The organism is Stenotrophomonas sp. YJH_SMC_81 (assembly GCF_059370875.1).
Window position 1 is genome coordinate 51,246 of the sequence record NZ_JCAFUB010000002.1, and the last position, 26,529, is coordinate 77,774.

The window sequence follows — 26,529 nt, forward strand, 5'->3', positions numbered from 1 at the left end:
CTGGATCTGCCCATGAACACCCCACCCACGACGCGCCTTGCCCTGGCCATCATCGCGGCCATCACCACACCTGCGTACGCCGCAGAAACGCACGACGCCGCGCTCGACACGCCCACCACGCTCAACGCCCTGCAGGTCATCGCCACACCGCGCGGTGCGGCCGTGGCACCGACCCAGGTGGTTGGTCCCAACCGCTACATCATCAAGGCCGAAGACCTCGACGCGATGGTCACCGGCAACAACGGCTTGGCCATGCTCAAGCAGGTGCCGGGCGCCAGCTACACCGCCACCGACGGGCTGGGCCTGGATATCTCGGCCACCAGCCTGTTCGTGCGCGGCTTCCGCATGAATGAAATGGGCATCACCTTCGAGGGCGTGCCGCTGAACGACAACGGCTTCCTCTCGCTTACCGGCACCAGCGTGGTGAACGTGGGCGTGCCCGATGGCATCGGCGCGATCACGGTCAGCCCTGGCGGCGCACCGGTCGGCGTGTTCTCCAGCAGCGTCAACGGCGGCAGCCTGGAATACCGCCTGCGCGACCTGCAGGACACGCCCAGCCTGCGCGTGAAGCAGGGTGTGGGCAGCAACAACACGTTGGTCACCACCGTATCGGGGCAGACCGGCCAGCTCGGCGAGCAGGGCCCGAAAGTGCTGGTCGACCTGCAGCGCGTGTCCGCCGACAAGTATCAGGGCGAGGGCACGCAGAATTTCCTGCGCGGTGACCTGAAGCTGCAGCAGGACGTCGCCTGGGGCGATGTCACCGTGTTCCTGTCCGACAGCAAGGCCAAGGTCTGGGGCTACAACAACATCTCCTTCGACATGATCCGCAAGCTGGGCTGGAAGGCCGACATCTTCTATCCCGATTATGCGTGGGCGTGGTACGTGGCCTCGCCGGAAAACGCGGACAAATCCTGCGGCGCCTACACCTGCGGTGAGCTGTCCGAACTGATTCCGTACGACACCGGCCAGACCACCCGCGACCGCGTGTCATCGATCAACCATCGCTTCCAGATCACCCCGGCGCTGAGTGGCAACGTGCAGCTGTACAACGCCAACAGCCACACCCAGGCCACGCTGACCGACCCGACCGTACCGTCGCCCAACGGCGCACCGTTCTCCGAACAGGTACAGACGCCGGGCCTCAACCGCCTGGGCAGCATGGTCAACCTGCAGTTCGAGACCGGCGCGCACACCTTCACCGCCGGCTTCTGGCAGGAGAAGAGCAAGGCTGCGGCCAAGACCGAGTGGTACCAGCAGCCACTGCTGGGCGAGGGCCCGCCGCTGAAGGCCACCGGTCCGTTCGATGTGTACGGTCCCGCGTTCAAGACCGACAACGCATCGAGCTGGGTGACCCGCTCGCGCCAGTTCTACCTGCAGGACGACATCGTGTTGAACGACACGCTGAAGCTGGGTGTCGGCTTCAAGGCCGTGGACTTCCGCACCCGCGGTGGCGGCCTGGGTGATGCCAAGGACCGGCCGGTGAACGGCACGCTGCGCGCGAAGAGCAACTTCCTGCCGCACGTCTCGCTGTTCTGGAGCCCGACCGAATCCACCGATGCCTTCATCGACCTGGCCAATACCATGAACGGCTATCGCGTCGCTCAGCGCGGCAACATCGGTTACACCGCCTCGGCGTGGACCATCACCGACCAGGAAGAGTTCGACCGCGTAGCGGGTACCCTGCGTCCGGAAAAGAACTGGAACCTCACCGTGGGTGCATCGCATCGCTTCGACCGGCTGACGATCACCGGCGACGTGTTCTACAACGACATCCGCAACCGCCTGCTGTCGGCCGCCATCGGCACCCAGTTCGCACAGATCAACACCGTGCGGTTGATGCCGAAGATGCACGTGATCGGTGCCGACCTTGGCACCACCGCCGACCTCACCGACCACCTGCAGTTCTACCAGGGCGTGGCCGTGGCCCGTTCGTACTACGACAGCGATTTCGCGGTGGGTGACACGGTGTACCCGATCAAGGGCAACGCCCAGCCGGGCTACCCACAGATCTCGCTGGTCAGCGACCTGTCCGCCCACTTCGGTGACTGGCGTTTCGGTGCCACCAGCACCTCGTACCTGCGCCAGCCCTTCACCTACGAGAACGACATCCGCGTGCCCACGTTCTGGCAGGTCAACACCTATGCTGCGTATCGATTCGGTGCGGACAGCCCAGTGCCCGGGCTGGAGCTGCGGCTGGACGTGAGCAACCTGTTCAATCGCCACAACATCGGCACCGCCACCATCGCCGGCTCGTCGTTCTCGGGGGACTACCAGACCCTGCAGCGCAGCGCGCCACGGCAGCTGATGTTCAGTACCTCGATGGCGTTCTGACCCCCTAGAAACGCCCAAACCCCGCCTTGCGCAATCAACAGGGATTTTCTGGCGGCGACGCAAGGTTCCCACAATGTTGCTGGGTCATGCTGTCGGCATGGCTCAGTACAACCCGCGAACCCCGCTGTTCGGCATCCGAGGCCCAGGACGGCCCCGGCAGGCGCCGTCCGTGGCGCCTGTGATCGACCTGCAGGCCGAGTACCACTTCTGGCACGTCTACGAACGCGTGGTCCGCCCGCTACCCGGCGGTGGGCTGCCGCAGGCCTGGCTGGTGTGCCAGAAGGTATATCGCGACCGCTGGCAGCACCCGGAGGACAGCGACGCGGCGGGGCTGTCGCGGGTGCTGTTCGGCGGGAACATGACGGCTGGCCGGGCATCGGAGCTGGCGGAGCTCCATGCGCTGGTCAGCCGTCGGGTGGCGTCGCTGGCGAGGCGGGGACGGGTGCATTCGGCAGCCTGATGCCTGCCCTTGGTGGGGTCGACTGTTAGTCGACCGCTCTTCGCATCTACCTCTCAGAAGGCCGCGCTTCGCGCGAGAGTCGACCAACGGTCGACTCTACCAATAGCCAACCCGACCGGCATTTCTAAGGCTTTCCCCGATCCAACTGCCGGTAGCCGATCGCCTCAGCCAGGTGCGCGGTCTGGATACCCTCGCAACCCGCCAGATCGGCAATCGTGCGCGCCACGCGCAGAATCCGGTGCATCGCACGTGCGGAAAGCTGCAGACGCTCGATGGCCTGCTCCAGCATGTCCTGATCTGCCTCGCTGAGTCGGGTACAGGCTCGCAGCGCCGCTGGCGGCAGATGCGCATTGAGCCCGCCACGCGCCTGCTGCCGGGCATGGGCGGCTTCCACCCGTGCACGTACCGCAGCACTGGGCTCACCCAGTGGCGTGCTCTCCCGCAGCTCCACGGCATCCATGCGCGTCACACTGATATGCAGGTCGATGCGGTCCAGCAGCGGGCCAGAAACCCGCGCACGGTAGCGGTTGATGCGCTCATCACTGCACAGGCAGCGGTTACTGCGGTCGCCGGCCCAGCCACAGGGGCAGGGATTCATCGCCGCCACCAGCTGGAATCGCGCCGGATACTGCACGCTGCGTGCCGCGCGGGCGATGCGGATGTGGCCGGATTCCAGCGGCTCTCGCAGGGTTTCCAACGCACTGCGGTTCCACTCTGGTAGCTCATCCAGGAACAGCACGCCGTGATGGGCCAGCGAGATCTCGCCGGGGCAGGGCGGATTGCCCCCACCCACCAGCGCCGCCGCACTCGCGCTGTGGTGCGGCGCCCGGAACGGACGCTGTCGCCAGCGCCGCGGATCCAGCCCCTCACCGCTCACTGAGGCAATCGCGGCCAGCTGCAACGCCTCGGCTTCCTCGGTGTCCGGCAACAGGCTGGGCAGGCGTGAGGCCAACAGTGTCTTGCCGCAGCCAGGGCTACCGATCAGCAAGCAATGTATGGCACATTACACCCCATGACATTGGCCTACACGTACATCCGCTTCTCTACGCCCGAACAAAGTGACGGGCATAGCTTGGAAAGACAGCAAGCAGCTATCGATGCGTTTGTACGCGAGAAGAACTTGACGCTCACGGAGAGCAGTGCATTCCAAGACTTGGGCGTCTCCAGTTATCGAGGCGCCAACCTGCGCAACGGCTTGGGGAAGTTCATTGCAGAGGTAGACGCTGGCCGAGTGCCAAAGGGTTCGTACCTCTTGGTTGAGTCGCTGGACAGGCTCTCTCGCCAGAAGGTGATGGATGCACTGTCTTTGCTGGTGTCTCTGATTGACAAAGGCATCAGGATTGTCCCGCTTAATGATGACGGGGCGCAGGTGCTGGATAAGGAGTCGGGGCTCGCGCCGCTGGTCATGGCGCTGAGTGTCATGCATCGCGCCAATGAAGAGTCTGAAACGAAGTCCAAGCGAGTGAAGGCAGCGTGGCAGGCGAAGCGTAGGAATGCTGCGAACAAGCCCGTTAGTCGTAGAGCCCCGGAATGGCTGAAGTTCGATGAAGCGACTAGCTCGTTCAAACCCATCCCGGAACGCGTCGACGCAGTCAGAAAAATATACGAGTTGGCCGATGCCGGTCTTGGGCGCGGGCGCATCGTGAAGTACCTCAACACCAACGGCTTTGTCAGCTTCCGAAATCCTGATGAGGGCTGGCAAAACTCATCCGTCTCAAAGATTCTTCGAAATCGCTCCCTCATAGGCTTCTATCAGCCCCATCGCATGTATTACGACTCGGCGACGGGTGTAAAGAAGCGAGTACCTGACGGCGACGAGGTGCCGGACTACTACCCGAAGGTGCTTGACGAAGACCTCTTCCTGCGAGTGAACGCGAGGCAGTACGCTCCGATTGCTTCACTCGTTGGTCGGCAGGGGGAGACGCTGACGAACTTGTTCACTGGCTTTGTGTACTGCCACTGGTGCGGCGCTCCAATGTCCATGGCGAACAAGGGACCCGGACGCAAGGGCGGACGCTACCTTGTATGCTCCAGGGGGCGCCGTGGCAAGGATTGCAAGTACAGGTCGTGGAAGTACGATGACGTGGAGATGTACGTTCTCTACGCCCTGCGGCAGCTTGATTTGGCAGCTGTGCTCGCTGGTGTGGACACCAACCAGCGTCGGCAGCAAATCCGTACTGAACTCGCGCGTGTTTCGTTGGAGCTGGCCGAGTCAGAACGGCGACTCGCGAGTCTATCCGAGGAGCTTGTTTTGCAGGCCCCCACCAACATTAGGACCCTTGTCAATGTGATTGCCACACTGGAAGGGGTGGCGGATGAGCAGAGGAAACGCGCCGAAGAGCTCCAAACGGAAGATGCGGCTCTTGGAATGACCGTTGACGACCCCGGCACATTTGCTCAGAACTTGTTGCGCCTGTACGACGAGATGGCGTCAGCGCAGACGCAGCAACTCTATCTTCTCCGGGTCAGGCTTAGGCAGCACATCTCGCGCCTTCTGAGTCGGATTGACGTCATGGCTGTGGGTAAAGGGGAACCAACTGTTACGAAGGACGGTAACAATTCTCCCAAGCTCTTCCTCACATTCAAGGATGGTCGACGAAGAATGGTGCTGCCAATAGGCAGGAACAGTGTCCACATCGCGGACCTGCCCCCCGCTGCCTAGGTCTACTCGATAAGGCAGAGAGCTCGACTCTCTGCCTTAAGGGCCTAATGGCCGGTAGGTACTTCGGTCACAAGTCGACGAAAAGCCAAACTTGTTTGGACCTCGCACTCATCGTGGCGTGAACTCGATGGCATCCGTAACCGCAATTCCATTCAAGCGACCACCGACGACTGCCACGCCAAACCCACAGACGTAAGCGCCTCTATTGTCCATCATCGGGGAAGAAGCCCCGCCCTTCATCAGAGAGCCCTCATTCACTCTTGCATTGGTTGCTTGCCCCGACGAACGGAAGAGTAGTCCATCTGTTGAGCTAGCGGTCTGTAAGGTCCCTGAGAACAGAGTCTCGTTGGCAGTCTTGATTGGGACGATTACATTCTTGGCGAGCCCTTCAAAGTAGACGACTTGACCATTTCTCAGTCGGCTAGGGTCAGTCGTGCGGTCAATGAGCCCGCCGGATGCATCGATACTTCCGTTCCTGACGGCATGCACTAAGTCGACTTTTAACTCGATGCAGGAGCTCGTCTGCCCTCGTTGAACTCCGGGGTAGCGTGCGAGGTAGCTGGGCAAATCGGCGGCAATCTCATCGAGGGAATGTGACCCTGAGTCACGCGCGCAGGCTGTTACGTTGACGAGAGCAGCGGACAGAATGGCAATGCCAATTGATATGCGCTTCGGTTGCCCAGGGGCCGAACGGTTCAGAGGTTGGTTCATCGTTGGAAAGCATCCTTGTTGATGGCTGGACTAGGAAAGAGACGGTGAGACTTCCGGTAGCTCGCCAGTTTGGGTCCATACGTGACCGGAGCGGGGCTCTCGCATTGAGTGATAGCTCGCTCCAGTCACGGTAGCTCTGGCTGCTTAAAACACATGCACCTTAGCAAGCACAAGAACCCTGGGAATGCCTGTCCTGCAAGGGTTTCGGCGACTTATCAGTTGCCCGTTCTCGCAAGAACTAACAATGCTCCAGCGGGCATCGTGCTACAGATAATGTAGCATACGGCAGTGCTCGAGATGGCCATCCTGTAGACCGCTACAGGATGGTCTCCGTCTCGGCTTATGGCGCTCCCAAAACTTCGCAGTCTGTTCACCAAGCGCTTGAAGGACGCGCGCTTGGCATTGGGCATCTCGCAGCGAGAGCTTGGGCGGCGGATTGGGTTGGCGGAGGATGTCGTGTCCAGTAGGGTGACAAGGTACGAGCTGGGAACTTCTGAGCCAGATTTCGCGACCGCTGGTAGGTTGGCGAAGGAGTTGGGGGTGCCACTTGCTTACCTTCTTGCTGACACCGAAGTACTAGGTGACATCATCCTTCTTGCTGCGACGCTGTCACCAGCCGAGCAACGAAAGTTGGCTGCTGAGTTGCGGGCCGGTCGTGCAGGGAAGCCCTCATCGTCTGCATAGAGGAGTCCGAGTGAAGATTCAGATTCGTTGCGTCGATGAGCATGGCAACTACATTCGTACTCTGACGGGAGAGGCGCTGCCGCCCCACCCCCGCCTAGTGGCACCTGTGGACTGCCAAGTTGCCCTGACTGATGATGATTTCAGTCGGCTGAAGCGTGCCTTCCTGCGTTTCACGCGCTCTATCGAGGCGCGCCAGACCATCGGTGACATTGGCCTAGCATTCAATAATGGGCAACTATTGGCCTCGAGAAAGCCTAGGCACTCTGACGTCAAGGTGCTTGCCATGGAGATGCGGCCTTTCTTTCTTGAGAAAGACCCTCTCTGCTTCACCAAACTTCTTTCGCTGCGTTCGCTTGGGGCGGTGGAGAACTTGCGGCCTTGCTTGAGACAACATCGCCTGCGATGGGAGAACAGTGCTTTCGAGGGCAGGATGTCGATGGCTGTTGATGGCGCGAACTTGAACACGTCTGCCGTGGTGAGGGCATGGTTCAATGACGACTTCTTCCACTCCGAGTCGGACAGAACCAGTGAGCTTTCACTAGCCCAGCTCGTTTCGTACGCGGGCGGGGAAGACCAGGCTATGTCGCTTCTAACTCATCATATGATTGAGTCGCTCAGGGTGGTGGCTGAGTTCTTCCAAGACATCTACGACGTGTCCGCTGAGTTCAGGGTGTGGTCGGCCACCGTCCCGGGATGGACTAAGAAGAGCTAGGTCTCTTGTTCGCGAGCAGCTTGCAAGGCTCGATAGACGCTACTTCGACCAATTGCAAATCTCTCAGCCAATTGTTCAATGCTGAAGCCTTCTTCCAGTCGCATCTTCCTAATGCGTGCCTCTTGGGCTTCAGTGAGCGCCTTCTTGCGTCCGAATTTGGTTCCGTTCTTTTGAGCGAGAGCAATGCCATCACGTTGGCGTTCGGCGCGGATGTCGGCCTCGAACTCTGCAAACGCCCCCAAGAGATTGAACATCAGCTTGCCCTCAGAGGAGTTTGTATCCAAACCCTGGTCGAGGACGCGGAGGCTGACGTTCTTGTGCTTAAGGTGGTCAGCTATTCTGGCGAGGTCCAGTACGGAACGCGCCATGCGGTCGAGGCGGGAAACGACTAGGACATCGCCATCTCGCACATAGTCAAGGGCGTCTTGAAGTGCAGGGCGATTTTCGGCTTGGCGTCCTGAGCGCTTCTCTTGGTAGACCCTGGTGCATCCTGCATTCGAAAGTTTCTCCAGTTGCACGTCTAGAGACTGGCCTGCTGAGCTGACACGTGCGTAGCCGACGACTTCCATCTTGGTTGTCCCAGAAACTCTTAGAGGTTGTGATAATATCATTTTGGGATGAGTTGTGGAACGGTGGTTCGGTAGTCCCATGAGGTATACAAATTGAGAACTCCACGCCGCCATGGAAGGCTATGCTGCACACATGAGAACGCCACCTGCACTCGTTACTCCCGCGTTGCTGACTTGGGCCAGAGAAGCGGCTGGATTGAGCGTCTCCGGCTTGGCGGGAGCTATTGGTCAAGCGGAAGAGCGTGTATTGGCTTGGGAAGAAGGAATCGAGCAGCCGTCCATGGCTCAGCTGCGCGACATCGCGGACAGGCTGAAAAGGCCAACGGCAACTTTCTTCCTTCCTGAGCCTCCGCCCGAGAAAGGACGGCGACAAGTCGACTTCAGAACTCTTCCGGAGACTAGTGAATCGGGAATGGGTGTCGCATTGGAGCTAGAGCTCCGACTGGCCGAGCTTAAGCGTCAGGATGCGTTGGACTTGGCTGAGGAGCTTGAGGTCCCATTGCCTGAGTTCACCTTTAGGGCATCTCTTAAGGATGACCCTGAAGTCGTTGGTTCCAAGCTCAGGCGCTGGCTGGATGTCCCGGCTCCCGGCAACCGACTTTGGCGCGACAAGTACACGGCGTTGAAGACTTGGCGGGAGGCGATTGAACGAGTGGGTGTTCTCATCATGCAAGCCTCCGGTATTCCGGTGAGCGTGATGAGGGGATGCGCGTTGGCGTCTTTCCCGCTGCCAGTCGTCATTGTCAACGGGGGTGACGCACCGGCAGGTCGCACCTTTACCCTGCTTCATGAGCTCGGCCACCTTGCACTGGGACAAGACAGTCTCTGTGACGTTGTGGATGGAACTGGAACGCGTTCGCCCTTGAAGGAGAGCATTGAGGTCTTCTGCAACCACATTGCCGGCGCCGCATTGGTCCCCATGGATGCGCTCCTAAGCTCACGGACCGTCGTTGAGGGACTGCGGCGGAACGCAGAAGGTGAGTGGGATGATTCCTCCTTAATTGAACTATCAAGGCAGTTCGGTACCTCTTCAGAGGTTGTGCTTCGTCGTCTAGTGATTGGGCGTGCCGCATCCCCTGACTTCTATGGAAATTGGCGAGCTCAACAACAGCGGGCAATGGAAGGGGCCTCGAGCGACGACGGAGGGTTCGTTGAGTACTTCCGGCGTGTGGTGAATCACAACGGGAGAGTATTCACCCGCTTGGTGGTTGATGCGTACCAGCGTGAGCTCATTACAGGGACTGAACTCTCTCGCATGTTAGGGACCAAGCTTTTGCATCTGCCGAAAATTCAGGCGGAGGTAGGGATGCCGGAGACACTTCGATGAGCTATAGCTTTGATACGAGTGCACTCATAGAGCCTTGGACTCGCCGATATCCCCCGGACCTGTTCCAGCCCATTTGGGGGTGGCTGGAGAACCTGGTCGACCAGGGGCACGTGGCTGCTATTGACGAAGTCAGGCATGAACTCCACCGACAGGAAGACGAGCTATCGGCTTGGACGAAAAGTCAGGAAAAGCTGTTTGTACCTGCCAGCGCAGATGTGCAGACCGCACTGAGGGATGTTCTCATCGCTTTCCCGAACTTGGCAGACCATGAGCGAGACAGGTCCGGTGCGGACCCGTGGGTGGTCGCATACGCTCTTTCGGCGGGGAGAAGCGTCGTTACCTACGAAACGATGGGGAAGGCTTCAAAGCCTAAGATTCCCAATGCTTGCGCCCACTTCGGCATTGGGTGCCTATCGTTGGTTGACGTGCTTCGCCAGACTGGCTATCGCTAGCCCGCCCAGCTGTGCGTATTGACTGACAGTCAAAAAATATTGACAGGACCCTTCTGAGCCCCTATCTTGGGTCCTAGGCCGAGTGACATCGCTCGGTTGATGTTCTCGGTGGTATGAGTTCCTCCTTCTGTTCGCTGAAAGCAAGAGCTAGCTAATCGGTTCTCGATGAAGTGAGAACGCTTCATGTCCATTCATGGAGCTATGCGCTGTGCACACGTCTCGAGCCTAGGCCCGATTCGTCGTACGAAGTGATGTGCAAGTTGATGGGCACGTTACAGAGCGTTTAATGGTGATTGGCTTGTTGTATCGGGTTGGCCCCTTCCGGCTTCTTGCTATGGGCACGGGCAATGTCGCCCGGATTGAAGGAGAGTCCATTGGACGCTCGCACGACAGAGAACAGCGTTGCAGTACTCAAACGTATTCGTGACGCTCATCAAGGCCAACTCGATACAAGTGTTATCGCGGAAATTGACGCTGTCATTGCCCTGCTTGAAAAGAGCAACGACATCGAGAAATTGAAGGCCAAGGAGACATTGGGCTTTCGGGTTCTTACGCTAATCGCGGACTTAGTTCGGTTGTTGACGAACGTGTCCGAACTGATGAAGTGAAGGAATAGGCGATGCACAACAAGCCTTTCATGTTTTCTGGAGGTTCCTCTTATGAACATCGGGAGCGCGATACGCATGTGTCGCATTCGTCGTCAGCTAAGCCAAGCGGAACTGGCGCAGCGCGCAGGATGTTCGGTTTCATATCTGTCGCTTCTGGAGAACTCCAAGAGAGACCCCACGCTATCTACTGTGTCTTCTATAGCCAGTGCGTTGGGTATCCCGACAGAGATTCTGTTCTTCTTGGGTGCCGAGAAGGGCGAGCTTGCCGGTCTCAATGCCGAGCTGGCCGGTCAGTTGGCCATGGTGGCATTGGACCTGCTGAATGAGCCGAGTGCCCCCCCCTAGCTACCCTGATGGCAGCATCCAAAGCCTCGCGGCGCTGTCTCGCACGCTCGGCGTGCCAGCCGACAAACTACTGCAGATAGCCAAAGATGCCGACAATAGCTACAGATTGGCAAAGCCAATCGTAAAAGCTGATGGCTCTGTGAGACGTCCTGTCGACGCCAGGGTGAAGCTGAAAGGCGTCCAAGTCCGGATTAAAGAGCGGATTCTGGACCAAGTCAGGTTCCCGGACTACCTCACCGGAAGTCTCAAAGGGAAGGACGCAGTTGCAAATGCTCGTCTGCACGTTGGAGCGTCGGTGGTCGTGTGTGAGGACGTAGCCGGCTTCTTTCCGGCCACCAGTTCACCGGCCGTGCTTGGCATCTGGCGAGGATTCTTCGGCTTCTCCACTGAGGTGAGCGAACTGCTGACTCAGCTGACTACGCTGAACGGGGCATTGCCTGAGGGGGCCGTAACGAGTTCCCATCTCGCAAATCTGGCCTTTTGGCGCGAAGAGCATGCTTTGTATGAGGAGCTGCATCGTGAGGGCATTCGCTATTCCCGATATGTTGACGACGTATCGGTGTCGTCTGTGAATCAGCTCAGTAGACAGGAGCTTGCTGCTTGCATATCTCGCGTCTATACGATGATGGGGCGGAACGGATATCGCCCCAAAAGAGCAAAGCAGCAGATTCAGTGGGCTAATGGCCCTGTTCTAGTGACAAAGCTTCAGACTAATACCCGAGTCGCCCTTACGAAAAAGGAACGACACGCGATACGGGGGGCTGTGCATGGCCTGGAACGGATGGCTCTAGCCGGGCCTTCAGATGAGCTGCTGAGGCGCCTGAGCAGTGTGTCGGGGCAAGTTGCTCGCCTGCGACGACTTCATCCAAATGAGGGCCAAATGCTGAAGGGTAGGCTTGATGCGCTCAGAAGACTGCTGACAGCAGCAGTCTAGGACAGGCGAGCAATCTTGGGCTTAGTGAAGGCGCTGAAGCTGCTTTGACGTCATGTTCTCGACTACGACACCTTCGAGGCCCGACGGGCGAATGAAGAACACGCTGTTACCCCGCTCGTTCGGCCATGAGCCAATGTCCTTAGCCAAATAGGACGCAAGACCGTCGCTGTCGGTCACCTTTCGGACATCCGTTCTCTCCGCCGCAGACATCGTCTGTCCGTGTTCGTCACGAAGCCATTCTGCTGTGCGAATCACTGCGGACCTAAGACGTTCCTCGCATACATCCTCCAAGTCGTGCACCAGCACGTGGAAATGTAGCCTGCCTCTCAGTTCCTGGCTGAGTTGGTGCCTTTCCGCGACGACCGTAGCATGCATGCCAGCCCTCTTCCTCGACCATCTAGGTCCCCACATCTCTCTGTTGATGTACTTCGTTGCTTCCCAAAGAGCCTTGATGCATTGGGAGTCGGAATAGGGACGCATGAATGACAAGGTCCACAGGTATGAGTCTTTGCTGAGTTCGGATAGGAACTGCCTCCACCCCTCCACGCAAGAATTCTTCTTCTTGTGCTCTGCCGTGTTCCATGGTGCAGGTTCAACCTGCAGTACTCCGCGATACCTCGAATAGTTTGAAATTGTTTCTTTGTGCGTCATGTTCGTCTACAAATTTTGGATGCTTCTTCCCTTTATTGGGGTGGGGACCTGACTGCGGGTCTAGCCTCAGCAGCGGGTGGCGGAACTGCCACAACGAATATTTAGAGCCGAGTGAGCAACGCTGCAAATTCTCCAATTTGCTGCTTTTCAAAAAGGGGTGTAATGGCTTCCAAATGGAATAGATGGTGCCCACCGGCGGCCGCCACTTCCAACGCGCGCCGCGCATGCGCTTGCCCGCGCACGTCGGCCAGATCGGGCAGTGGCAACGGTGTCGTGTCCACGCGCTCCACGGACGGCAACAGGCGCGGATTGCCCAACCCGGCGCAGCACTCCAGCAGCGTGCGCGCCACACGTACATCGGCGTGCTCGGCCAACGCGGCCTCTGCGGCATTGCCCGGCGGCACCACCAGGATGCGCCCAGCGTCAGCCGCTGCAATCGCAGCGGGCAGCGCGCCCGCCACCGGCCGCAGCTCGCCGGTCAGGCCAAGCTCACCCAGGAACTCGTATTGCAGCAGCGACTGCGGATCGATCTGGCCACTGGCTGCCAGAATGCCCAACGCGATGGCCAGGTCGTAACGCCCGCCTTCCTTGGGCAGGTCAGCGGGCGCGAGGTTGAGCGTGATGCGTCGCTGCGGAAAGTCGAAGCGCGCGCAAAGAAGGGCGGCACGCACGCGCTCACGGGATTCACGCACGCTGGTCTCGGCCAGGCCGACAATCTGGGTGGCAGGCAGGCCACCGGAGAGATGCACTTCCACCCGCACCAGCGGGGCATCGACCCCGGCGCGGGCACGGCTGTGGACCAGCGCCAGGCTCATGTGTGGTTTCCTGCGGAAGGGCGCTTGATGGTGCGGCGGGCGTTCCGCTTGGGCTATCGGGAATTGCTGGTGAAGCGGCTAGGGGGATTCCGGCAGACCGTTGGGGTGCGCCTGTGCGCTTCGTAGCGGCCGGTGTTCGCGATCGAGTGTCGGAACTCAACCGGTATGACGTGGAACAACGCCGGGGAATAGGCCGTTGCCGCTCGCCCGGGCCGGCCTTTCACCTCACTGGATCTGCGCCCGGGAGACTGCGGAATTCCAAGAGAATTCCCTATGAAGTGCTTTTCGTACAGGCATTTACATTTCACCGGAACTACAGACATTTACTTGAAGGTAAGCAAAAGGGGCGCTAAAATTCACCCAACACACCCGCCAAGCCTCTGACGCGCCAGTTCGCGACATGCTCAAATTGGCGGGTTTTTTTTGCCTGCTGATTGGAGTCGGGATGACCCGCTACCGCAAACCGCCCCTGTCGATTCAGGAACAGTTGGATCTGCTCCAGCAGCGCGGGCTTGCCATTGGTGATACCGCCAATGCCAATCGATACCTGCAGCGTGTCGGCTACTATCGTCTTATGGGCTATCTCTACACACAGCGCATGCCCGGTAGCGACAATTTCCGCGATCAAGCGACATTCGAAGAAGCGATAAGCCTCTATGAGTTCGATAGAGCGCTTAGAGACCTGGTGATGGAGGCCGTCGGCCATATCGAGGTCGCAACGCGGACCGTGCTCACGTACCACTTTGCGCATGCGAGCGGCGCCTTCGGCCATCTGGAAGCGTGTAATCTGACCTTCGCTGGACAGGAGCATGCAGATTGGCTGGATGGCGTCGAAAGTGAAGTGGTGCGCTCCAGGGAGACGTTCATTCGGCACTACCGGGACAAGTACACCCCACCGGCGTTTCCCAAAGTACCGGTTTGGATGGCAACGGAAGTCATGTCGCTGGGGTCGCTCTCCCGCCTCTACAAAGCGCTTCGTACCCGTGAGCAGAAAGCTGTTGCGGGTGAGATGGGCCTGGCAGCCCCCGTCTTCGCGAACTGGCTGCATGTCACCAGCGTGGCGCGAAACGTCGTTGCACATCACAGCAGGCTTTGGAACAAGGAGCTCGGTGTTTCGGCGGTTCGTCCTCGGTCGGCGGGATGGTCTGAACATGAGGCACCGTATGCGCCGAACCGCTCCTTCTTTCTGTTGCTCCTGCTTCGCAAACTTCTGGAAGCGACAACCGCTGATTCCAAGGATTGGCGTGAACGTGTCGACGCCCACCTCGCGGCTGGCCTGACGAACGAAGTTCGAGTGAAGAGCCTCGGGGCTGCGGCAGGATGGCAGGGGCACCGCCTGTGGCGCGGGTGAGACCAGGAGTCGCCTTTGCTGTCGAGAGAGCTTTCGGTGGCTTCGTGTTATGGATGGCCGGTCGGGGGGATTCTCGTCAATCGCGGTGCGGCGCCCCAAGTAGACACCGCTGCTCATCAGGCATCGCCCCATTGAAGCGCCCAAACCGCGCCTCAACCCACGAAGGTCCCGCACTTTCCACCAGCAACCGCCCCTGGCTCTGATGCAGATCCAGCCAGCGCTCGAAGCTGGTGCGCAGACGCTCGATGTCCGGCGCCCGCCACCGTGCATCGGCAGGCATGCGGATCAGCACGCGCGAGGGCGCATTCTCCACCTCCATCACCAGCACGCCCTTGCATCGGATCTCGAAGGACGTTGCTCTGGCATGGCGTGTATGCAGTTCAAAACCCTCGTGGGCCTTCGCGGTCACGAAGCCGAGCGCATCACTGTGCAGCAGGCGGTAATCGGCCGGCTGCAGCTTCTGGTAGGCCCACACCTGATCGCTCGCAGGCTCAGGCCACTCCACCCACATCGCGCCGATCACCGCGATGCACACCGCCGCAGCGGCAAGGCCGTGCATCTTCATTCGTCACCCCGCACACAGGCAGATAGGTCCGCGCCATAAGCGTGCTCAGTCCTTGGGTCGCATCCGCTCGTGGATGAAGGCGGTCAGCGCCAGATCGGCCATCACCAGCCCCTCCATCACCCGGTCGCCGACGTACTGCTCCGGCTCACCGTTCTGGCGCGTGCGCTCGGCCGCCAGCAGGATCTCCTGCACGATGCGCTGGCCGGTGAGCGCGCAGTCGGCGTCGGACAACGCCATCTGCCGGCTGCGTAGATGGTGCCGCTCGGGCCAAGGCTGGCCGTCGGCCGCAGCGCCCGCGCCGATGGCGTGCAGGATGGCGATGAGGCTGTTGGGGGCCAAGGCCGCAGCGGCCGAGGGCGCTTGCGGGATCGGGCGCGGGGGCGGGGAGTGCGGTGTGGTCATGGCGGGCTCCGTGCATGCAGGCAGAAGCCGCCACCGATAAAGGTGGCGGGCAGAGCGTGGCTCGAAAACCGGTGTGTGATGATCGCCGGTGGGCACGAGGCCCCCACGCCCCGCCCGCCATAGCCGGCAGACGGATTGCCAGCCGGCACCACGCAAGGTGATGCCGGCTGGCAAGCGCAAACTTCATCACAACAACGGGTTTTCGAGTCCCGGCCACCGATGCACGGTGGCGCAGTAACGATTACCTGCTGTTGTGCGGAATGCCAACGGGTAGGGGTCAATGCCGCCAAAACCCGAGACGCTTTTGGCATTGTCGCATAGCGTCGGATGGGGCGAGAGCCTTGGCGTGCTTGGCGCAGCGGCACTTCTGGGACGGAGTCGTCAGAACCTTCCGTTGGAGATGCAAGGCGCGGCAAATGCGACAGCACTCGCCCATCGGATATGTGTGATCGCTCATGTAACCTAACCGCTGCGAGACCCGCTAGATGGTTTAAATGACCTCCTTCCTATTGAACCCACCGAGTGCCGCGCGCAATCTGGCTACTGCTGCAGTGACTCAAGATCGTCCTGCCTGCAGCAGGAGGGTTCGGCAGCGTTCAACTGGATTCCACGCACTGGCGCAGGCCAAACAAGGACCACTGCACGTGTCACGCCGCAGCCGACTGCTTCTCTGCGCGGGTCTGGTCCCGCTTCCGTGGTTCCTGTTCTGGACCAGCGTTGCCGCCGTGTTTGCGCCGGGCTACAGCCCGCTTGCACAGCACGCCAGCGAGTTGCTGCAGGCGCCAACGCTTGCAAGCATCTGCGGCAGGATCGCGGCTATCGGCTCCGGTATGGGCTTCGTGGCGTTCTCCATCGGGGTATGGCGAGAGTCCGGTCGCCGGATTGCAGTCGGTGCAATCTGCTGGTTAGTTTTTGGCATTTCCATGCTGACCAATGGGCTCTGGCCCATGGGTCATCCGATGCATGGCTTCTACGCCATCGGTATCGCAAACATCATTGCACCGGCGATGTCGCACATCGAACTGAGCGCGTGGTCTGCCAACCGAAGGGCGTACGCCGTGACTGCTATGGTGAGCATCGCGAGCATCGTCTATCTCTGGTTGAACGTGGTGGGGGCGGATCCGGAAGGCTTCCGGGGGCTGACACAGCGCCTGTTCTCGTCGATCAACTCGCTGTGGCCGTTCCTGGTTGCACTGTATCTGCTGCGAAGGGGTTCAAGCGCGTTGAAGGCGGAGCCTGCGCATTGATGCTGGCACCTCGGTGGCAAGAGCGGAAGGGGCGCGCGCCTTCTGCTATAAGTAGGGCAACCGCGCCCAGAGGGCCTTTTGGAAGATTGTGGGCTCATGGAGTTGTACTGGCGCTTGTTCACCAGTTGCACATCGCAGCAGGCGGCTGTCAAGGTCGCGGCGCGGATGTTTGAGCAAGCAGGTCTTGAAGTCAGCAATCTCCACGCCGAGCCATATCACAAGGGCGGCTTCGTGGTGAGTGCCTGCTCCCGTCATGCTGCGCAATCGTGGCCTGAGTTTGTGGTTCTTGCCCTGGCTTCGGCACAGTGCACCGGCCGCGGATGGCTCCTGAGTGGTTCAATTGCGGAAGAGCTGGATGCTTGGTCCAGCCATTCCTTGGTTTCCGGTGTTTCGTCTATCCATATCCAGACAGAAGGGCGGGAGTGACGAATCGCTGGAGTAGATGCCTGGTTCCGGCATGGAACTGCTCTAGAGACCACGGCCGCTAGCCGGTTATCATCTTGCGGTAGCGCGGCAAGAGTCGAGCTTGAGAATCTTGCATCGCCTATCCAGCCGGCCTGACGGGGCTCACACTTTCGTGTCGGTGCTCCACGATATGGAAGGCTCTTGCGATTGATGCCCGCTCTTGGCTGAATGCAAACGTGCCGGCGCCAGACAACGCGACCCGGAATGCTAGAGGCCGCTCTCGATCCGAAGCGGACGTTCGTCCCCTTCAGCCCTACGCGACACCTGCCAGTCCAGTGATTCGTCTACCTGAGGTTCTTGGTTCTCAATGATCGATTTGCCTTGTCCATCGTGTGGCTTCCTGACCCTGGAAGACGTCTACGGGTCCCACGCCATATGTCCGATCTGCAACTGGGAGGATGACGGAGTGCAACTTGCCAACCCCACATCCACCGGCGGAGCCAACGGCGAGTCTCTGGCGCAAGCGCAGCAGAATGCTCTTTCCAGTTTCCCCCTTGGCGTCGAGGTCGCAAGCGGCTTTCGCCGCGGATCTGGCTGGCGCCCTTTGTCCAGCACGGAGATCGGGCACTACGAAGCTCTAAGGGGCGGCAATCACTGGCACAGCAAGAGTGTCTCGTACGAGAAGGAGGCTTACTGGTCGATGCTGGGCGTTCTTTCGATCTGAAGCACTTCGCGGCCCAACTCATGGCGTTCGCGAATGTCCACCACTGGCCGAGAGCGGACATTGGCTCGCGCAGGGTATTTCCTGTGGATCACTGACCGGCCAGCGACCCGTAGCGGACATGGCCCAGGTGTGTTGAACGTGGATTTGGCGGGGCGTCTGATGCTATGCCTGCATCTGGTCATGCGCCGGCTTGATGGCCGAACCCAGCCGCCCTAGGATCGCGCTGTATCAGGCGAAAGCACGCCGCATGGTGCTTTGTGGGCAGGTCGGCCGTAATCTGACATCAACGATGCCTACGCACTGGATTCCAATGGCCGCATTCGATCATTCCCTGGTAACCCTCAGATTCTTCGGGGACGACCTCCTGCCCGAAGAAGTCAGTGCCTTGCTCGGATCCACTCCAACCGCATCGCATCACAAGGGCCAGGAACTCAGAGGCAACCCATCAGGCACCGTGCGCATCGCCAGGACTGGCAGCTGGCAACTTGATGCGGAGCGTCGTGAGCCTGAAGATCTGGACGCTCAGATCTTCGAAATCCTCGATCAGCTCACCGGCGATCTCGCCGTATGGCAGTCTCTGGCACGCTTCCGACCTGATCTGTTCTGCGGTCTTTTCATGGGCAGCAGCAACGGTGGTGTCTCGCTTTCGCCTCGCGCGCTGCTCGCCTTGGGTGAGCGCGGCATTGAGCTCGGGCTGGACATCTATGAAGCCGATGAAGAGGTGTGCAACGCCCAACGCCAGTAGGTCATCAATTGATGATCTCCCCACTGCCCGAAGCAACAAACGCCTTCAACTGCCGAACGAACTCCGCGTCATACAGCTCCCACTCCACAATCTCGCCCACCACCCGCAACGGCTCTGCACTCCGATACGACCGCGTCGGGTTGCCGGGAAACTTCTTGTTGGTCACGTTCGGATCGTCCTCGAACGGCCCGGTGGGCTCCACCACATACACGCGCGGTCGCCCTTCACCGCGGGCCATCTCCGCAGCCAACCCGGCGCCCTTGGCAATCGTGGTGAAGTAGATGTGGTTCATCACCACACTGTCGCGATAGTTGGAGCGGAAGCCCGCGCTGAGCAGCTCGCCCACCGCCAGATCAGCGCGGGTGCCGTGATAGAACGGCCCGGCGATCTGGTCGCAGGTGTCATGCGAAACGGGTGTCCATTCGGTGTCCTGCGCCATCGGCACTGCCCCTGCGTGTCCTGCCGGATCGACAGGCCGGCGAGTCTAGGGCGCCCGGTGGGCCTTGCTGCAAGGCCCCATCCGGGAAATAATCTGCAAACGGGAGGCGCAGTGCGCCTCCCTTTTTTCATTCTGCGGCGCCGCGCCCTTCCAGCTCGCGCACGGCGGTTTCCAGCGCATCCAGCTTCTGGCGGGTCTTCAGCAGCACGGCGCGCTGCACTTCGAACTCCTCGCGGGTGACCAGGTCCAGCTTGGCCAGGCCGGCCTGCAGCGCGCTCTTGAAGGTGGCCTGCAGTTCCTCGCGCGATTCGCGCAGGCCCGGCGGCACCAGGTCGCTGAGGCGACGGGCGAGGTCATCGATTTGGTTCAGGTCGATCATGGGGAGGGGGCCGTGGGGTAACAGCCGGTTCGATCTTCAGCCCGCCGAGTTAAACCACGCATGAAACCTTGTGATGGCTTCCTCAGTCCATTCCCTAGGACTTTTCGAGCACCAAGGCAGTGGCTGGCGGGGCTTGTTAGGAAAAGGGCTACAGGTCATTGACCGGGCGTACGATGCGCGCAACAGGATTTCGACGCTAACGTTCCCCGATGGGAACGGAAGCCAGACTTGGAGTTACGCCGCAGATGGGCTTCCAACGCAGGTAGTCACGCTCGCCAATACCAATCAGAAGGGGACAGTCACTGTCGATCTCAGCAAGGTCGACAGCCCAAAGACGGGGGTGCAGGTGATCGCCCAAGAAGATCAGCACGATATTGATACGGCGGAGCGTGGACGCGCCGCAGCCACCAGTGATGAGATTCGTGCCACAGAGCGGAGTGCTTACGGCACGGAGGCGGTTGTTGCTAAAGGCCTTGGGATCAACATCAGCAAGGGTGAACAGGCCAAGGGGGGAGGGTTCTGTTGCAAACTGGGAAGCGCGTCAGCCCAAGACCGAGAAGGACAAATGACTATGAAATCTGCGTCATTGGTGCCCATGCTGGGCCTGCTGCTATCTGCATATGCCAGTGTAGGGGCGGCAGCGGTAAAAGACGATCCTCATGAAGAAGTGCTGTGTGCCATCACTAAGAATCCCGGCAAATATGATCGGGATGAGGTCGTGTTGTCAGCTCGATATGTAACGGATAACCGCCACGAAGAGGTTCTGCGCAACTCCCGCTGTAGCGATGGCGCACGAATCCTCGATATCGGCAAGCATGGGGCCGCCAGTTCGGTCGCACGTTTTTACGCCGAACAGAAGCGCATATGCCTGGAGCGTAACAGTCCTGGCCTGTGCAATGTCTCTGCCAGCGTGCAGGTGTCCGGCCGGATTCGGCTGACGCAGGATCGTGCCGTGTTCGATCTCGAGGACGTGAGGCACTTCGCGTTTGACGATGAGCGGTAGTCTGCTTTTCGCCTCGCTGTCTGGCGAAAGTGGCGTCAACTCAAATCTGATGTCGAGCGCCTTTCCAGCTCACGCACGGTCGCTTCCAGTGCATCCAACTTCTCGCGGGTCTTCAACAACACAGCACGCTGCACTTCAAACTCTTCGCGCGTCACCAGGTCCAGTTTGGCCAGCCCCGCCTGCAGCGCGCTCTTGAAGGTGGCCTGCAGTTCCTCGCGCGACTCGCGCAGGCCCGGCGGCACCAGGTCGCTGAGGCGACGGGCGAGGTCATCGATTTGGTTCAGGTCGATCATGGGGTGCTCCGTGGGGGGGGGCCCGTGCATCCGGCGCGGGCAGGCCGTTCGCACACAAGGATACTGCTGGCACCCACTGCCCGGACAGGCCGCAGCGGCTTCGCACGGGCCACGTTCAGGCGCTATCCTCCACGCCGGAAGACAGGAGATAGACGATGAAGATGGTCATGGCGGTGATCAAGCCGTTCAAGCTCGACGACGTGCGCGAAGCACTGGCCGAGCGTGGGGTCACCGGGATCACGGTGACGGAAGTTAAAGGCTTTGGTCGCCAGAAGGGCCACACCGAGCTGTACCGTGGCGCGGAGTATGTGGTCGATTTCCTGCCGAAGGTGAAGCTGGAAGTGGCGGTGACCGATGACCAGGTGGAGGCGGTGGTTGAGGCCATCGTGAAGGCCGCCGGCACCGGCAAGATTGGGGACGGCAAGGTGTTCGTGTACGACCTGGGCAGCGTGGTGCGTATTCGTACCGGTGAACTGGACGCTGACGCGTTGTAACCCGTTTGGCGGGATGTTGTAGAGCCGAGCCGATGCTCGGCTGCATTTCGCGCGACGCAGGAACAGCAGTCGAGCGTGGGCTCGGCTCTACAAAGAGCGGTAACGCGGTCGAGCGAGCTCGACCCCTACCGCCGCTTGGCCCACTTGTAGAACCGCTTCCAGCCCTGCCGCACCGCGGCCACCCAGCCCGGATCGGCCACCAGTGCGGCCTGCGCGGCACTCGGGGCCTGGCCGGTCAGGCGCTGGCGCATCTTCAGCAGGTTCTTCATGTCGCTGCGGCTGAGCTGGCGGCTGAGTGGGTTGCGGCGCAGCCAGCGCGGTACGCGCCAGGCCGAGGTGAAGTCCAGCAGCACCGGCACGCCTCCGCTCACCACCACGTTGGTGCCATGCAGGTCGTTGTGGGTGATGCCGGCGGCGTGCAGGCGGCTGAGCGCGTGCTGCAGCTGCTCGAACACTTCATTGCCGACGGCCTGCGCGGTGCTGAGCGTCTGGCCGGGGATGAACTCCATGCCCAGCGCCAGGCCGCCCAGGGTGCCGAGCAGTGCGGGGGCATGCTTCCAGCCGCCGAGGCGCTGCAGCATGCGTGCTTCACGGCGCACCATCAGCCGCGCGATCAGCGAAACGGGGGTGCCGCGGTAGCGGGAGTAGTCCTTGATGACCGCCTCGCGCCCGTCCAGGCAGGTGCGGTAGACATCCGGGGCCAGGAAACGCTCGCCGCGCTTGAGCAGCAGCGGGGAGGCGGCGTCATCGCCGCAGGAAGAGGATGGCAGGGCAGGAAGGTACATGTCGGGGTCTCGGACGACCCGGTGGGTGGCGCAAAGCGTCAAGCGAACCGGTGTTACAGGGAGTTACTAAGTTTTCGTTAATTTTAGTACTCGCCAGTTCGCTATTCCACGATTTGTCGGAGAAATGTCGGGGCCGTGGCTGGAACAGTTCGTCGCGCAGAATCGGACAATTCTGTCTCACTTATTCCAGTTGGCCTTTAGTATCAACCGCTTGCGCGCTCAGCCCTGCGCCTCGTCCACAACCGGCTGAACGCGGCGCACGGGCAACTTGACCCCGGCGCACGGCCTGCCGACCATAAGCTGTTAGCCCGCGACATCGGCGGCCGCCCCCCTCCGGCACGTCCCCGTCCCCTGCCGCGTTCCCCACCGGTGCTGGCCGCCTGGCCGTGCATCGCCCCGTTTCCCGTTCCGGCCGCGGCTGGAGGAAAGTGCTTTGATCATCAAAATCGTCATTGCAGCGCTGTTCGTGGCCTGCGTGCTGTACATCCACTTCCGTGGCAAGGTCCGCGCGCGCTGGTCGCGCCAGCTGCTGGACCACTCCAGTTTCATGGCCCCGATCAACGTGGTCATGTACATGTTCTCGAAGGTGCCGACCACGCCGTTCCTGGACCCGGGCAAGGAGTTCCCGCAGCTGGAGCCGCTGCGCCAGAACTGGCAGATGATCCGCGACGAGGCGCTGGCGCTGCGCGACGCGCAGAAGATCGCCGCCTCCAGCACGTTCAACGATGCCGGCTTCAATTCGTTCTTCCGTCGTGGCTGGAAGCGCTTCTACCTGAAGTGGTACGGCCCGTCGCACCCGTCGGCGAAGACGCTGTGCCCGAAGACCACGGCGCTGATCGAGTCGATCCCGGATGTGCGTGCGGCGATGTTCGCGCAGCTGCCGCCGGGCAGTGAGCTGCGCCCGCACCGCGACCCGTTCGCCGGCTCGCTGCGCCTGCACCTGGGCCTGAGCACGCCCAACGACGATGCCTGCTACATCGAAGTGGACGGCATCAAGAAGAGCTGGCGCGACGGCGAGTGGATGATGTTCGACGAGACCTACATCCACCATGCGCACAACGAGACCCAGCAGGACCGCGTGATCCTGTTCTGCGACATCGCCCGCCCGCTGCGCTTCGGCCTGCCGGGGCTGTTCAACCGCGCGGTGGCGGCCACGCTGCTGGCCGGCGGCGCCTCGCCCAACCTGCCGGGTGACCCAACCGGTGGCGTCAACAAGGCATTCGGCAGCGTCTACAAGGTGCGCCTGAAGGCCAAGGCACTGCGCGAGCGCAGCGTGGTGGCCTACCAGCTGATCAAGTGGGGCCTGGTGGTGGCGGTGATCGCGGGTATCTGGGCGCTGTAACTGTAGAGCCGAGCCCATGCTCGGCTTGGTTTACCGCAACCTGTCCGAAGAGCAGCCGAGCGTGGGCTCGGCTCTACAGAAAGCAGAAAACCCGCGCTGTTGCCAGCGCGGGTTTTTCTTTGGATCAACCCTTCAATGCCGCCTGCACGAACGGCGGGGTCACCAGCACGCCGGTGTGCAGCGCGGCGGTGTAGTACAGGGTGTTGAAGGTCTTGGCGGCCGAGTCGGCCTGGCGGAAGTCGAAGCTGCTGTCGCCCTTGCGCGCCATGGTCACGCTCCACCAGCCGGTGGGGTAGCACGGCTGCGGGAACGGCAGGGTCTTGAACGAACCGAAGCCGGCCTTGCCCATCTCGGTGCGCATTTCGTTGATCAGCGCCAGCTGCATCAGCGGCGACTCGGACTGCTGCACCAGGATGCCGTCGTCCTTCAGGGCCTTGAAGCAGCTCTCGTAGAAGGCCTTGTTGAACAGGCCCTCACCCGGGCCGACCGGGTCGGTCGAGTCCACGATCACCACGTCCACGCTGCCGGCCGGGCAGTTGGCCATGTAGGCCACGCCGTCGTCGAACAGCAGCTCGGCGCGGGCGTCGTCGTTGGAGTCGCACAGTTCCGGGAAGTGCTTGCGCGCCATCACGGTGACCTGCTCGTCGATATCGCACTGGGTCACGCTCTCCACGCCGGTGTGCTTGAGCACTTCGCGCAGGGTGCCGCAGTCGCCGCCACCGATGATCACCACGCGCTTGGGCGCGGCGTGGGTGAACAGCACCGGGTGGCTGATCATCTCGTGGTAGAAGAAGTTGTCCTTGCTGGTCAGCATGATGGCCCCGTCGATGGTCATCAGGTTGCCCCAGTCGGTGGTCTGGAAGATCTCGATCTTCTGGAACGGCGACTGCACCTCGTCCAGCTTGCCGGTGATGCGGTAGCCGATGGCCGAGCCGGTGCGTTCGAAGTGTTCGATGTACCAGTTGTTGCTGTCAGTCATGGGAAAACAGTCCTGTTCGGAGGGGTGGAGCCGGGCTGGCGGGCGGGGCCGCGTGGCACAGATGCCACATCCGGACGGATCGGCCCGTTCAGGTTGGAACCTGTCACGGGCGCGGGCGCGCATGATAACGAACCTGTGGGCACATAGGCGTTATCATGCCCCCCCTTTTATTGCCAACAAGGCCGACTGAAATGACCGATTGGTCCCTCGACCAAGCCCGCAAGACCTACTCGATCCCGCATTGGGCGGACGGTTACTTCGACGTGGATCAGGCCGGGCACATGGTGGTGAGACCGACCGGGGCGGACGGCCCGGTGGTGTCGCTGCCCAAGGTGGTCGACGCGGCGCGGGCGGCGGGCGCCAAGCTGCCGCTGCTGGTGCGCTTCCCGGACATCCTCGGCCAGCGCCTGGGCAAGCTGCAGGCGGCCTTCGCCCAGGCCCAGCAGGACTGGGAGTACAGCGGCGGCTACACGGCCGTGTACCCGATCAAGGTCAACCAGACCCGCGGCGTGGCCGGCACCCTGGCCAGCCACCACGGCGAGGGCTTCGGCCTGGAAGCGGGCAGCAAGCCCGAGCTGATGGCCGTGCTGGCGCTGTCGCGCCCGGGCGGGCTGATCGTCTGCAACGGCTACAAGGACCGCGAGTACATCCGCCTGGCCCTGATCGGCCGCAAGCTGGGCCTGCAGACCTTCATCGTCATCGAGAAGCCGTCCGAGCTGAAGCTGGTGCTGGAAGAGTCCAAGGCGCTGGACGTGAAGCCGGGCCTGGGCGTGCGCATGCGCCTGGCCTCGCTGGGCGCCGGCAAGTGGCAGAACAGCGGTGGCGACAAGGCCAAGTTCGGCCTGTCGCCGCGCCAGCTGCTGGACCTGTGGAAGTCGCTGCGTGACACCGAGTACGCCGACTGCCTGAACCTGCTGCACTTCCACATGGGCTCGCAGATCTCCAACGTGCGCGACATCGCCAACGGCATGCGCGAAGCCACCCGCTACTTCGTGGAGCTGTCGCGCCTGGGCGCGAAGATCACCCACGTCGATGTGGGCGGTGGCCTGGGCGTGGACTATGAAGGCACCCGTTCGCGCAGCTTCTGCTCGATCAACTACGGCCTGCATTCCTACGCCAGCAACATCGTGCAGCCGCTGGCCAATGCCTGCGAAGAATTCGGCCTGACCCCGCCGCGCATCGTCACCGAGTGCGGCCGCGCAATGACCGCGCACCACGCGGTGCTGATCGCCAATGTGTCGGAAGTGGAAGAAGCGCAGGAAGGCCGCGTGCCGGACCAGCACGACGACGAGCCGGCGGCGATCCGCCACCTGCGCGAGATCCACGACGAGCTGGACGTGCGCCCGGCGGTGGAGCTGTTCCAGGAAGCGCAGCATTTCCATGCCGAAGGCCTGGCCAGCTACGCGCTGGGCCAGATCGACCTGCCGCAGCGCGCGCGCATCGACGATCTGTTCTACGCCATCGCCCACGGCGTGCGTGCGCGCCTGAGCTATGACGAGAAGAGCCATCGCCCGGTACTGGATGAACTGAACGAGCGCCTGGTCGACAAGTACTTCGTCAACTTCAGCGTGTTCGAATCGATCCCGGACGTGTGGGCGATCGACCAGGTGTTCCCGATCGTGCCGATCGAGCGCCTGGATGAAACCCCGGACCGCCGCGGCATCATCGCCGACATGACCTGCGATTCGGACGGCATGGTGGAAACCTATGTCGAGAACGAGAGCCTGGACAGCTCGCTGCCGCTGCACAAGATGAAGCCGGGCGAGAGCTACCGCATCGGCTTCTTCATGGTCGGCGCCTACCAGGAAATCCTGGGCGACATCCACAACCTGTTCGGCGATACCGACGCGGTGGAAGTGCTGGCCGATGCCGATGGCTATGCCATCACCCAGCAGCGCCGTGGCGATACCACCGACGTGATGCTGGACTACGTGGGTTACCGCCTGGACGAACTGCGTGCGACCTATGCGCAGCGCGTGGCTGCAGCGCAGCTGTCGCCGGAACGCGCGCAGGAACTGTCGGACGCGCTGGAAGCCGGCTTGACCGGTTACACCTACCTGTCTGACGAACCGCTGGTGTGATGGACGGCACCGGGCCCGCCCGGTGCCACTGTTG

At 61.3% G+C, this 26,529-nt stretch carries 27 protein-coding genes and 2 pseudogenes; 19 read left to right on the forward strand and 10 right to left on the reverse strand.

Annotated features, from left to right (window positions below; genetic code table 11):
* Positions 1 to 12: 12 nt before the first annotated feature.
* Together AC5P8U_RS03780 and AC5P8U_RS03785 are read left to right on the forward strand one after the other, a co-directional pair.
* Positions 13 to 2,331: a TonB-dependent receptor gene (locus AC5P8U_RS03780; RefSeq protein WP_088497377.1), complete on the forward strand. Its 2,319-nt coding sequence runs from the start codon at positions 13 to 15 to the stop codon at positions 2,329 to 2,331.
* 73 nt (positions 2,332 to 2,404) lie between these two features.
* On the forward strand, positions 2,405 to 2,791 hold the full coding sequence (locus tag AC5P8U_RS03785; RefSeq protein WP_447897023.1) for a hypothetical protein: 387 nt from the start codon (positions 2,405 to 2,407) through the stop codon (positions 2,789 to 2,791).
* Between the two features lie 124 nt (positions 2,792 to 2,915).
* Here AC5P8U_RS03785 and AC5P8U_RS03790 read toward each other — a convergent pair.
* A pseudogene (locus tag AC5P8U_RS03790) lies at positions 2,916 to 3,785 on the reverse strand (YifB family Mg chelatase-like AAA ATPase); the annotation flags it as partial.
* 18 nt (positions 3,786 to 3,803) lie between these two features.
* Here AC5P8U_RS03790 and AC5P8U_RS03795 point away from each other — a divergent pair.
* The 3 genes from AC5P8U_RS03795 (at position 3,804) to AC5P8U_RS03805 (ending at position 7,560) form a co-directional block, all read left to right on the forward strand.
* Positions 3,804 to 5,453, forward strand: coding sequence for a recombinase family protein (locus tag AC5P8U_RS03795; RefSeq protein WP_481538007.1), 1,650 nt, complete (start codon positions 3,804 to 3,806; stop codon positions 5,451 to 5,453).
* A gap of 1,053 nt (positions 5,454 to 6,506) precedes the next feature.
* On the forward strand, positions 6,507 to 6,848 hold the full coding sequence (locus AC5P8U_RS03800) for a helix-turn-helix domain-containing protein (RefSeq protein ID WP_346486218.1): 342 nt from the start codon (positions 6,507 to 6,509) through the stop codon (positions 6,846 to 6,848).
* 10 nt (positions 6,849 to 6,858) lie between these two features.
* Entirely contained in the window at positions 6,859 to 7,560 is a 702-nt protein-coding gene (locus AC5P8U_RS03805; RefSeq protein WP_346486220.1) for a hypothetical protein, read from the forward strand.
* On the opposite strand, the gene AC5P8U_RS03810 is transcribed toward AC5P8U_RS03805, so the two are convergent.
* Positions 7,557 to 8,129, reverse strand: coding sequence for a recombinase family protein (locus AC5P8U_RS03810; protein ID WP_495213925.1), 573 nt, complete (start codon positions 8,127 to 8,129; stop codon positions 7,557 to 7,559). The two genes, AC5P8U_RS03805 and AC5P8U_RS03810, sit on opposite strands and share 4 nt — an antisense overlap.
* A 280-nt stretch (positions 8,130 to 8,409) precedes the next feature.
* On the opposite strand from AC5P8U_RS03810, the gene AC5P8U_RS03815 reads away from it, so the two are divergent.
* The 5 genes from AC5P8U_RS03815 (at position 8,410) to AC5P8U_RS03835 (ending at position 11,795) form a co-directional block, all read left to right on the forward strand.
* Entirely contained in the window at positions 8,410 to 9,456 is a 1,047-nt protein-coding gene (locus AC5P8U_RS03815; RefSeq protein ID WP_495213926.1) for an ImmA/IrrE family metallo-endopeptidase, read from the forward strand.
* Entirely contained in the window at positions 9,453 to 9,908 is a 456-nt protein-coding gene (locus AC5P8U_RS03820) for a DUF4411 family protein (protein WP_065197325.1), read from the forward strand. Before AC5P8U_RS03815 ends, AC5P8U_RS03820 begins: the two co-directional genes overlap by 4 nt.
* 374 nt (positions 9,909 to 10,282) lie before the next feature.
* Positions 10,283 to 10,516 carry a hypothetical protein gene (locus AC5P8U_RS03825; protein ID WP_346486226.1) on the forward strand — a complete coding sequence of 78 codons (234 nt, stop codon included), beginning with the start codon at positions 10,283 to 10,285 and terminating at the stop codon, positions 10,514 to 10,516.
* A 51-nt stretch (positions 10,517 to 10,567) separates the two neighbouring features.
* Positions 10,568 to 10,861: a helix-turn-helix domain-containing protein gene (locus AC5P8U_RS03830; protein ID WP_065197327.1), complete on the forward strand. Its 294-nt coding sequence runs from the start codon at positions 10,568 to 10,570 to the stop codon at positions 10,859 to 10,861.
* The gene (locus AC5P8U_RS03835) at positions 10,839 to 11,795 is read left to right on the forward strand and encodes a reverse transcriptase family protein (RefSeq protein WP_495213927.1); all 957 of its coding nucleotides are present in this window, start codon (positions 10,839 to 10,841) and stop codon (positions 11,793 to 11,795) included. Before AC5P8U_RS03830 ends, AC5P8U_RS03835 begins: the two co-directional genes overlap by 23 nt.
* An 830-nt stretch (positions 11,796 to 12,625) precedes the next feature.
* On the opposite strand, the pseudogene AC5P8U_RS03840 reads toward AC5P8U_RS03835, so the two are convergent.
* Positions 12,626 to 13,261 (reverse strand): annotated as a pseudogene (locus AC5P8U_RS03840) (magnesium chelatase domain-containing protein); the annotation flags it as partial.
* Between the two features lie 400 nt (positions 13,262 to 13,661).
* Here AC5P8U_RS03840 and AC5P8U_RS03845 point away from each other — a divergent pair.
* A complete protein-coding gene (locus AC5P8U_RS03845) occupies positions 13,662 to 14,612 on the forward strand; it encodes an Abi family protein (RefSeq protein ID WP_495213929.1) in 951 nt (316 codons plus the stop codon).
* Between the two features lie 76 nt (positions 14,613 to 14,688).
* Here the strand turns inward: AC5P8U_RS03845 and AC5P8U_RS03850 are convergent, their stop codons facing one another.
* Both AC5P8U_RS03850 and AC5P8U_RS03855 read right to left on the reverse strand, forming a co-directional pair.
* Entirely contained in the window at positions 14,689 to 15,177 is a 489-nt protein-coding gene (locus AC5P8U_RS03850; RefSeq protein WP_447897021.1) for a cold-shock protein, read from the reverse strand.
* A gap of 45 nt (positions 15,178 to 15,222) precedes the next feature.
* Positions 15,223 to 15,579, reverse strand: coding sequence for a hypothetical protein (locus tag AC5P8U_RS03855; protein ID WP_088497373.1), 357 nt, complete (start codon positions 15,577 to 15,579; stop codon positions 15,223 to 15,225).
* A gap of 644 nt (positions 15,580 to 16,223) precedes the next feature.
* Here AC5P8U_RS03855 and AC5P8U_RS03860 point away from each other — a divergent pair.
* From AC5P8U_RS03860 to AC5P8U_RS03875, 4 genes are all read left to right on the forward strand, one after another.
* The gene (locus tag AC5P8U_RS03860; RefSeq protein WP_088497372.1) at positions 16,224 to 16,826 is read left to right on the forward strand and encodes a DUF998 domain-containing protein; all 603 of its coding nucleotides are present in this window, start codon (positions 16,224 to 16,226) and stop codon (positions 16,824 to 16,826) included.
* A gap of 96 nt (positions 16,827 to 16,922) precedes the next feature.
* Positions 16,923 to 17,252 (forward strand): hypothetical protein, encoded by a 330-nt coding sequence (locus AC5P8U_RS03865; RefSeq protein ID WP_088497371.1) that lies wholly within the window; start codon positions 16,923 to 16,925, stop codon positions 17,250 to 17,252.
* Between the two features lie 346 nt (positions 17,253 to 17,598).
* The gene (locus AC5P8U_RS03870) at positions 17,599 to 17,955 is read left to right on the forward strand and encodes a CPCC family cysteine-rich protein (protein WP_032958808.1); all 357 of its coding nucleotides are present in this window, start codon (positions 17,599 to 17,601) and stop codon (positions 17,953 to 17,955) included.
* Positions 17,956 to 18,265: 310 nt separating this feature from the next.
* Positions 18,266 to 18,700 (forward strand): DUF4279 domain-containing protein, encoded by a 435-nt coding sequence (locus AC5P8U_RS03875; RefSeq protein WP_272040947.1) that lies wholly within the window; start codon positions 18,266 to 18,268, stop codon positions 18,698 to 18,700.
* A gap of 4 nt (positions 18,701 to 18,704) precedes the next feature.
* Here AC5P8U_RS03875 and arr read toward each other — a convergent pair whose 3' ends face one another.
* Together arr and ubiK (AC5P8U_RS03885) are read right to left on the reverse strand one after the other, a co-directional pair.
* The gene (arr, locus tag AC5P8U_RS03880; protein WP_495213930.1) at positions 18,705 to 19,139 is read right to left on the reverse strand and encodes an NAD(+)--rifampin ADP-ribosyltransferase; all 435 of its coding nucleotides are present in this window, start codon (positions 19,137 to 19,139) and stop codon (positions 18,705 to 18,707) included.
* A gap of 127 nt (positions 19,140 to 19,266) precedes the next feature.
* Positions 19,267 to 19,518, reverse strand: coding sequence for a ubiquinone biosynthesis accessory factor UbiK (gene ubiK, locus AC5P8U_RS03885; RefSeq protein ID WP_005419983.1), 252 nt, complete (start codon positions 19,516 to 19,518; stop codon positions 19,267 to 19,269).
* 73 nt (positions 19,519 to 19,591) lie between these two features.
* On the opposite strand from ubiK (AC5P8U_RS03885), the gene AC5P8U_RS03890 reads away from it, so the two are divergent.
* Complete coding sequence (locus AC5P8U_RS03890) at positions 19,592 to 20,521, forward strand: hypothetical protein (RefSeq protein WP_227836809.1); 930 nt, start codon at positions 19,592 to 19,594, stop codon at positions 20,519 to 20,521.
* 35 nt (positions 20,522 to 20,556) lie between these two features.
* On the opposite strand, the gene ubiK (AC5P8U_RS03895) is transcribed toward AC5P8U_RS03890, so the two are convergent.
* Positions 20,557 to 20,814 carry a ubiquinone biosynthesis accessory factor UbiK gene (ubiK, locus tag AC5P8U_RS03895; RefSeq protein ID WP_069138732.1) on the reverse strand — a complete coding sequence of 86 codons (258 nt, stop codon included), beginning with the start codon at positions 20,812 to 20,814 and terminating at the stop codon, positions 20,557 to 20,559.
* A 155-nt stretch (positions 20,815 to 20,969) separates the two neighbouring features.
* Between ubiK (AC5P8U_RS03895) and AC5P8U_RS03900 the strand changes: the two genes are divergently transcribed.
* Positions 20,970 to 21,308 carry a P-II family nitrogen regulator gene (locus AC5P8U_RS03900; protein WP_005411374.1) on the forward strand — a complete coding sequence of 113 codons (339 nt, stop codon included), beginning with the start codon at positions 20,970 to 20,972 and terminating at the stop codon, positions 21,306 to 21,308.
* A 125-nt stretch (positions 21,309 to 21,433) separates the two neighbouring features.
* Here AC5P8U_RS03900 and AC5P8U_RS03905 read toward each other — a convergent pair whose 3' ends face one another.
* Positions 21,434 to 22,093, reverse strand: coding sequence for an RIO1 family regulatory kinase/ATPase domain-containing protein (locus AC5P8U_RS03905; RefSeq protein ID WP_227836810.1), 660 nt, complete (start codon positions 22,091 to 22,093; stop codon positions 21,434 to 21,436).
* A gap of 436 nt (positions 22,094 to 22,529) precedes the next feature.
* On the opposite strand from AC5P8U_RS03905, the gene AC5P8U_RS03910 reads away from it, so the two are divergent.
* The gene (locus AC5P8U_RS03910; protein WP_032954620.1) at positions 22,530 to 23,435 is read left to right on the forward strand and encodes an aspartyl/asparaginyl beta-hydroxylase domain-containing protein; all 906 of its coding nucleotides are present in this window, start codon (positions 22,530 to 22,532) and stop codon (positions 23,433 to 23,435) included.
* Positions 23,436 to 23,559: 124 nt separating this feature from the next.
* Here the strand turns inward: AC5P8U_RS03910 and speE are convergent, their stop codons facing one another.
* Positions 23,560 to 24,414: a polyamine aminopropyltransferase gene (gene speE / locus AC5P8U_RS03915; protein WP_072167936.1), complete on the reverse strand. Its 855-nt coding sequence runs from the start codon at positions 24,412 to 24,414 to the stop codon at positions 23,560 to 23,562.
* A 191-nt stretch (positions 24,415 to 24,605) separates the two neighbouring features.
* Here speE and speA point away from each other — a divergent pair, with 191 nt between their 5' ends.
* Complete coding sequence (gene speA, locus AC5P8U_RS03920; RefSeq protein WP_061480252.1) at positions 24,606 to 26,495, forward strand: arginine decarboxylase; 1,890 nt, start codon at positions 24,606 to 24,608, stop codon at positions 26,493 to 26,495.
* Positions 26,496 to 26,529 lie beyond the last annotated feature (34 nt).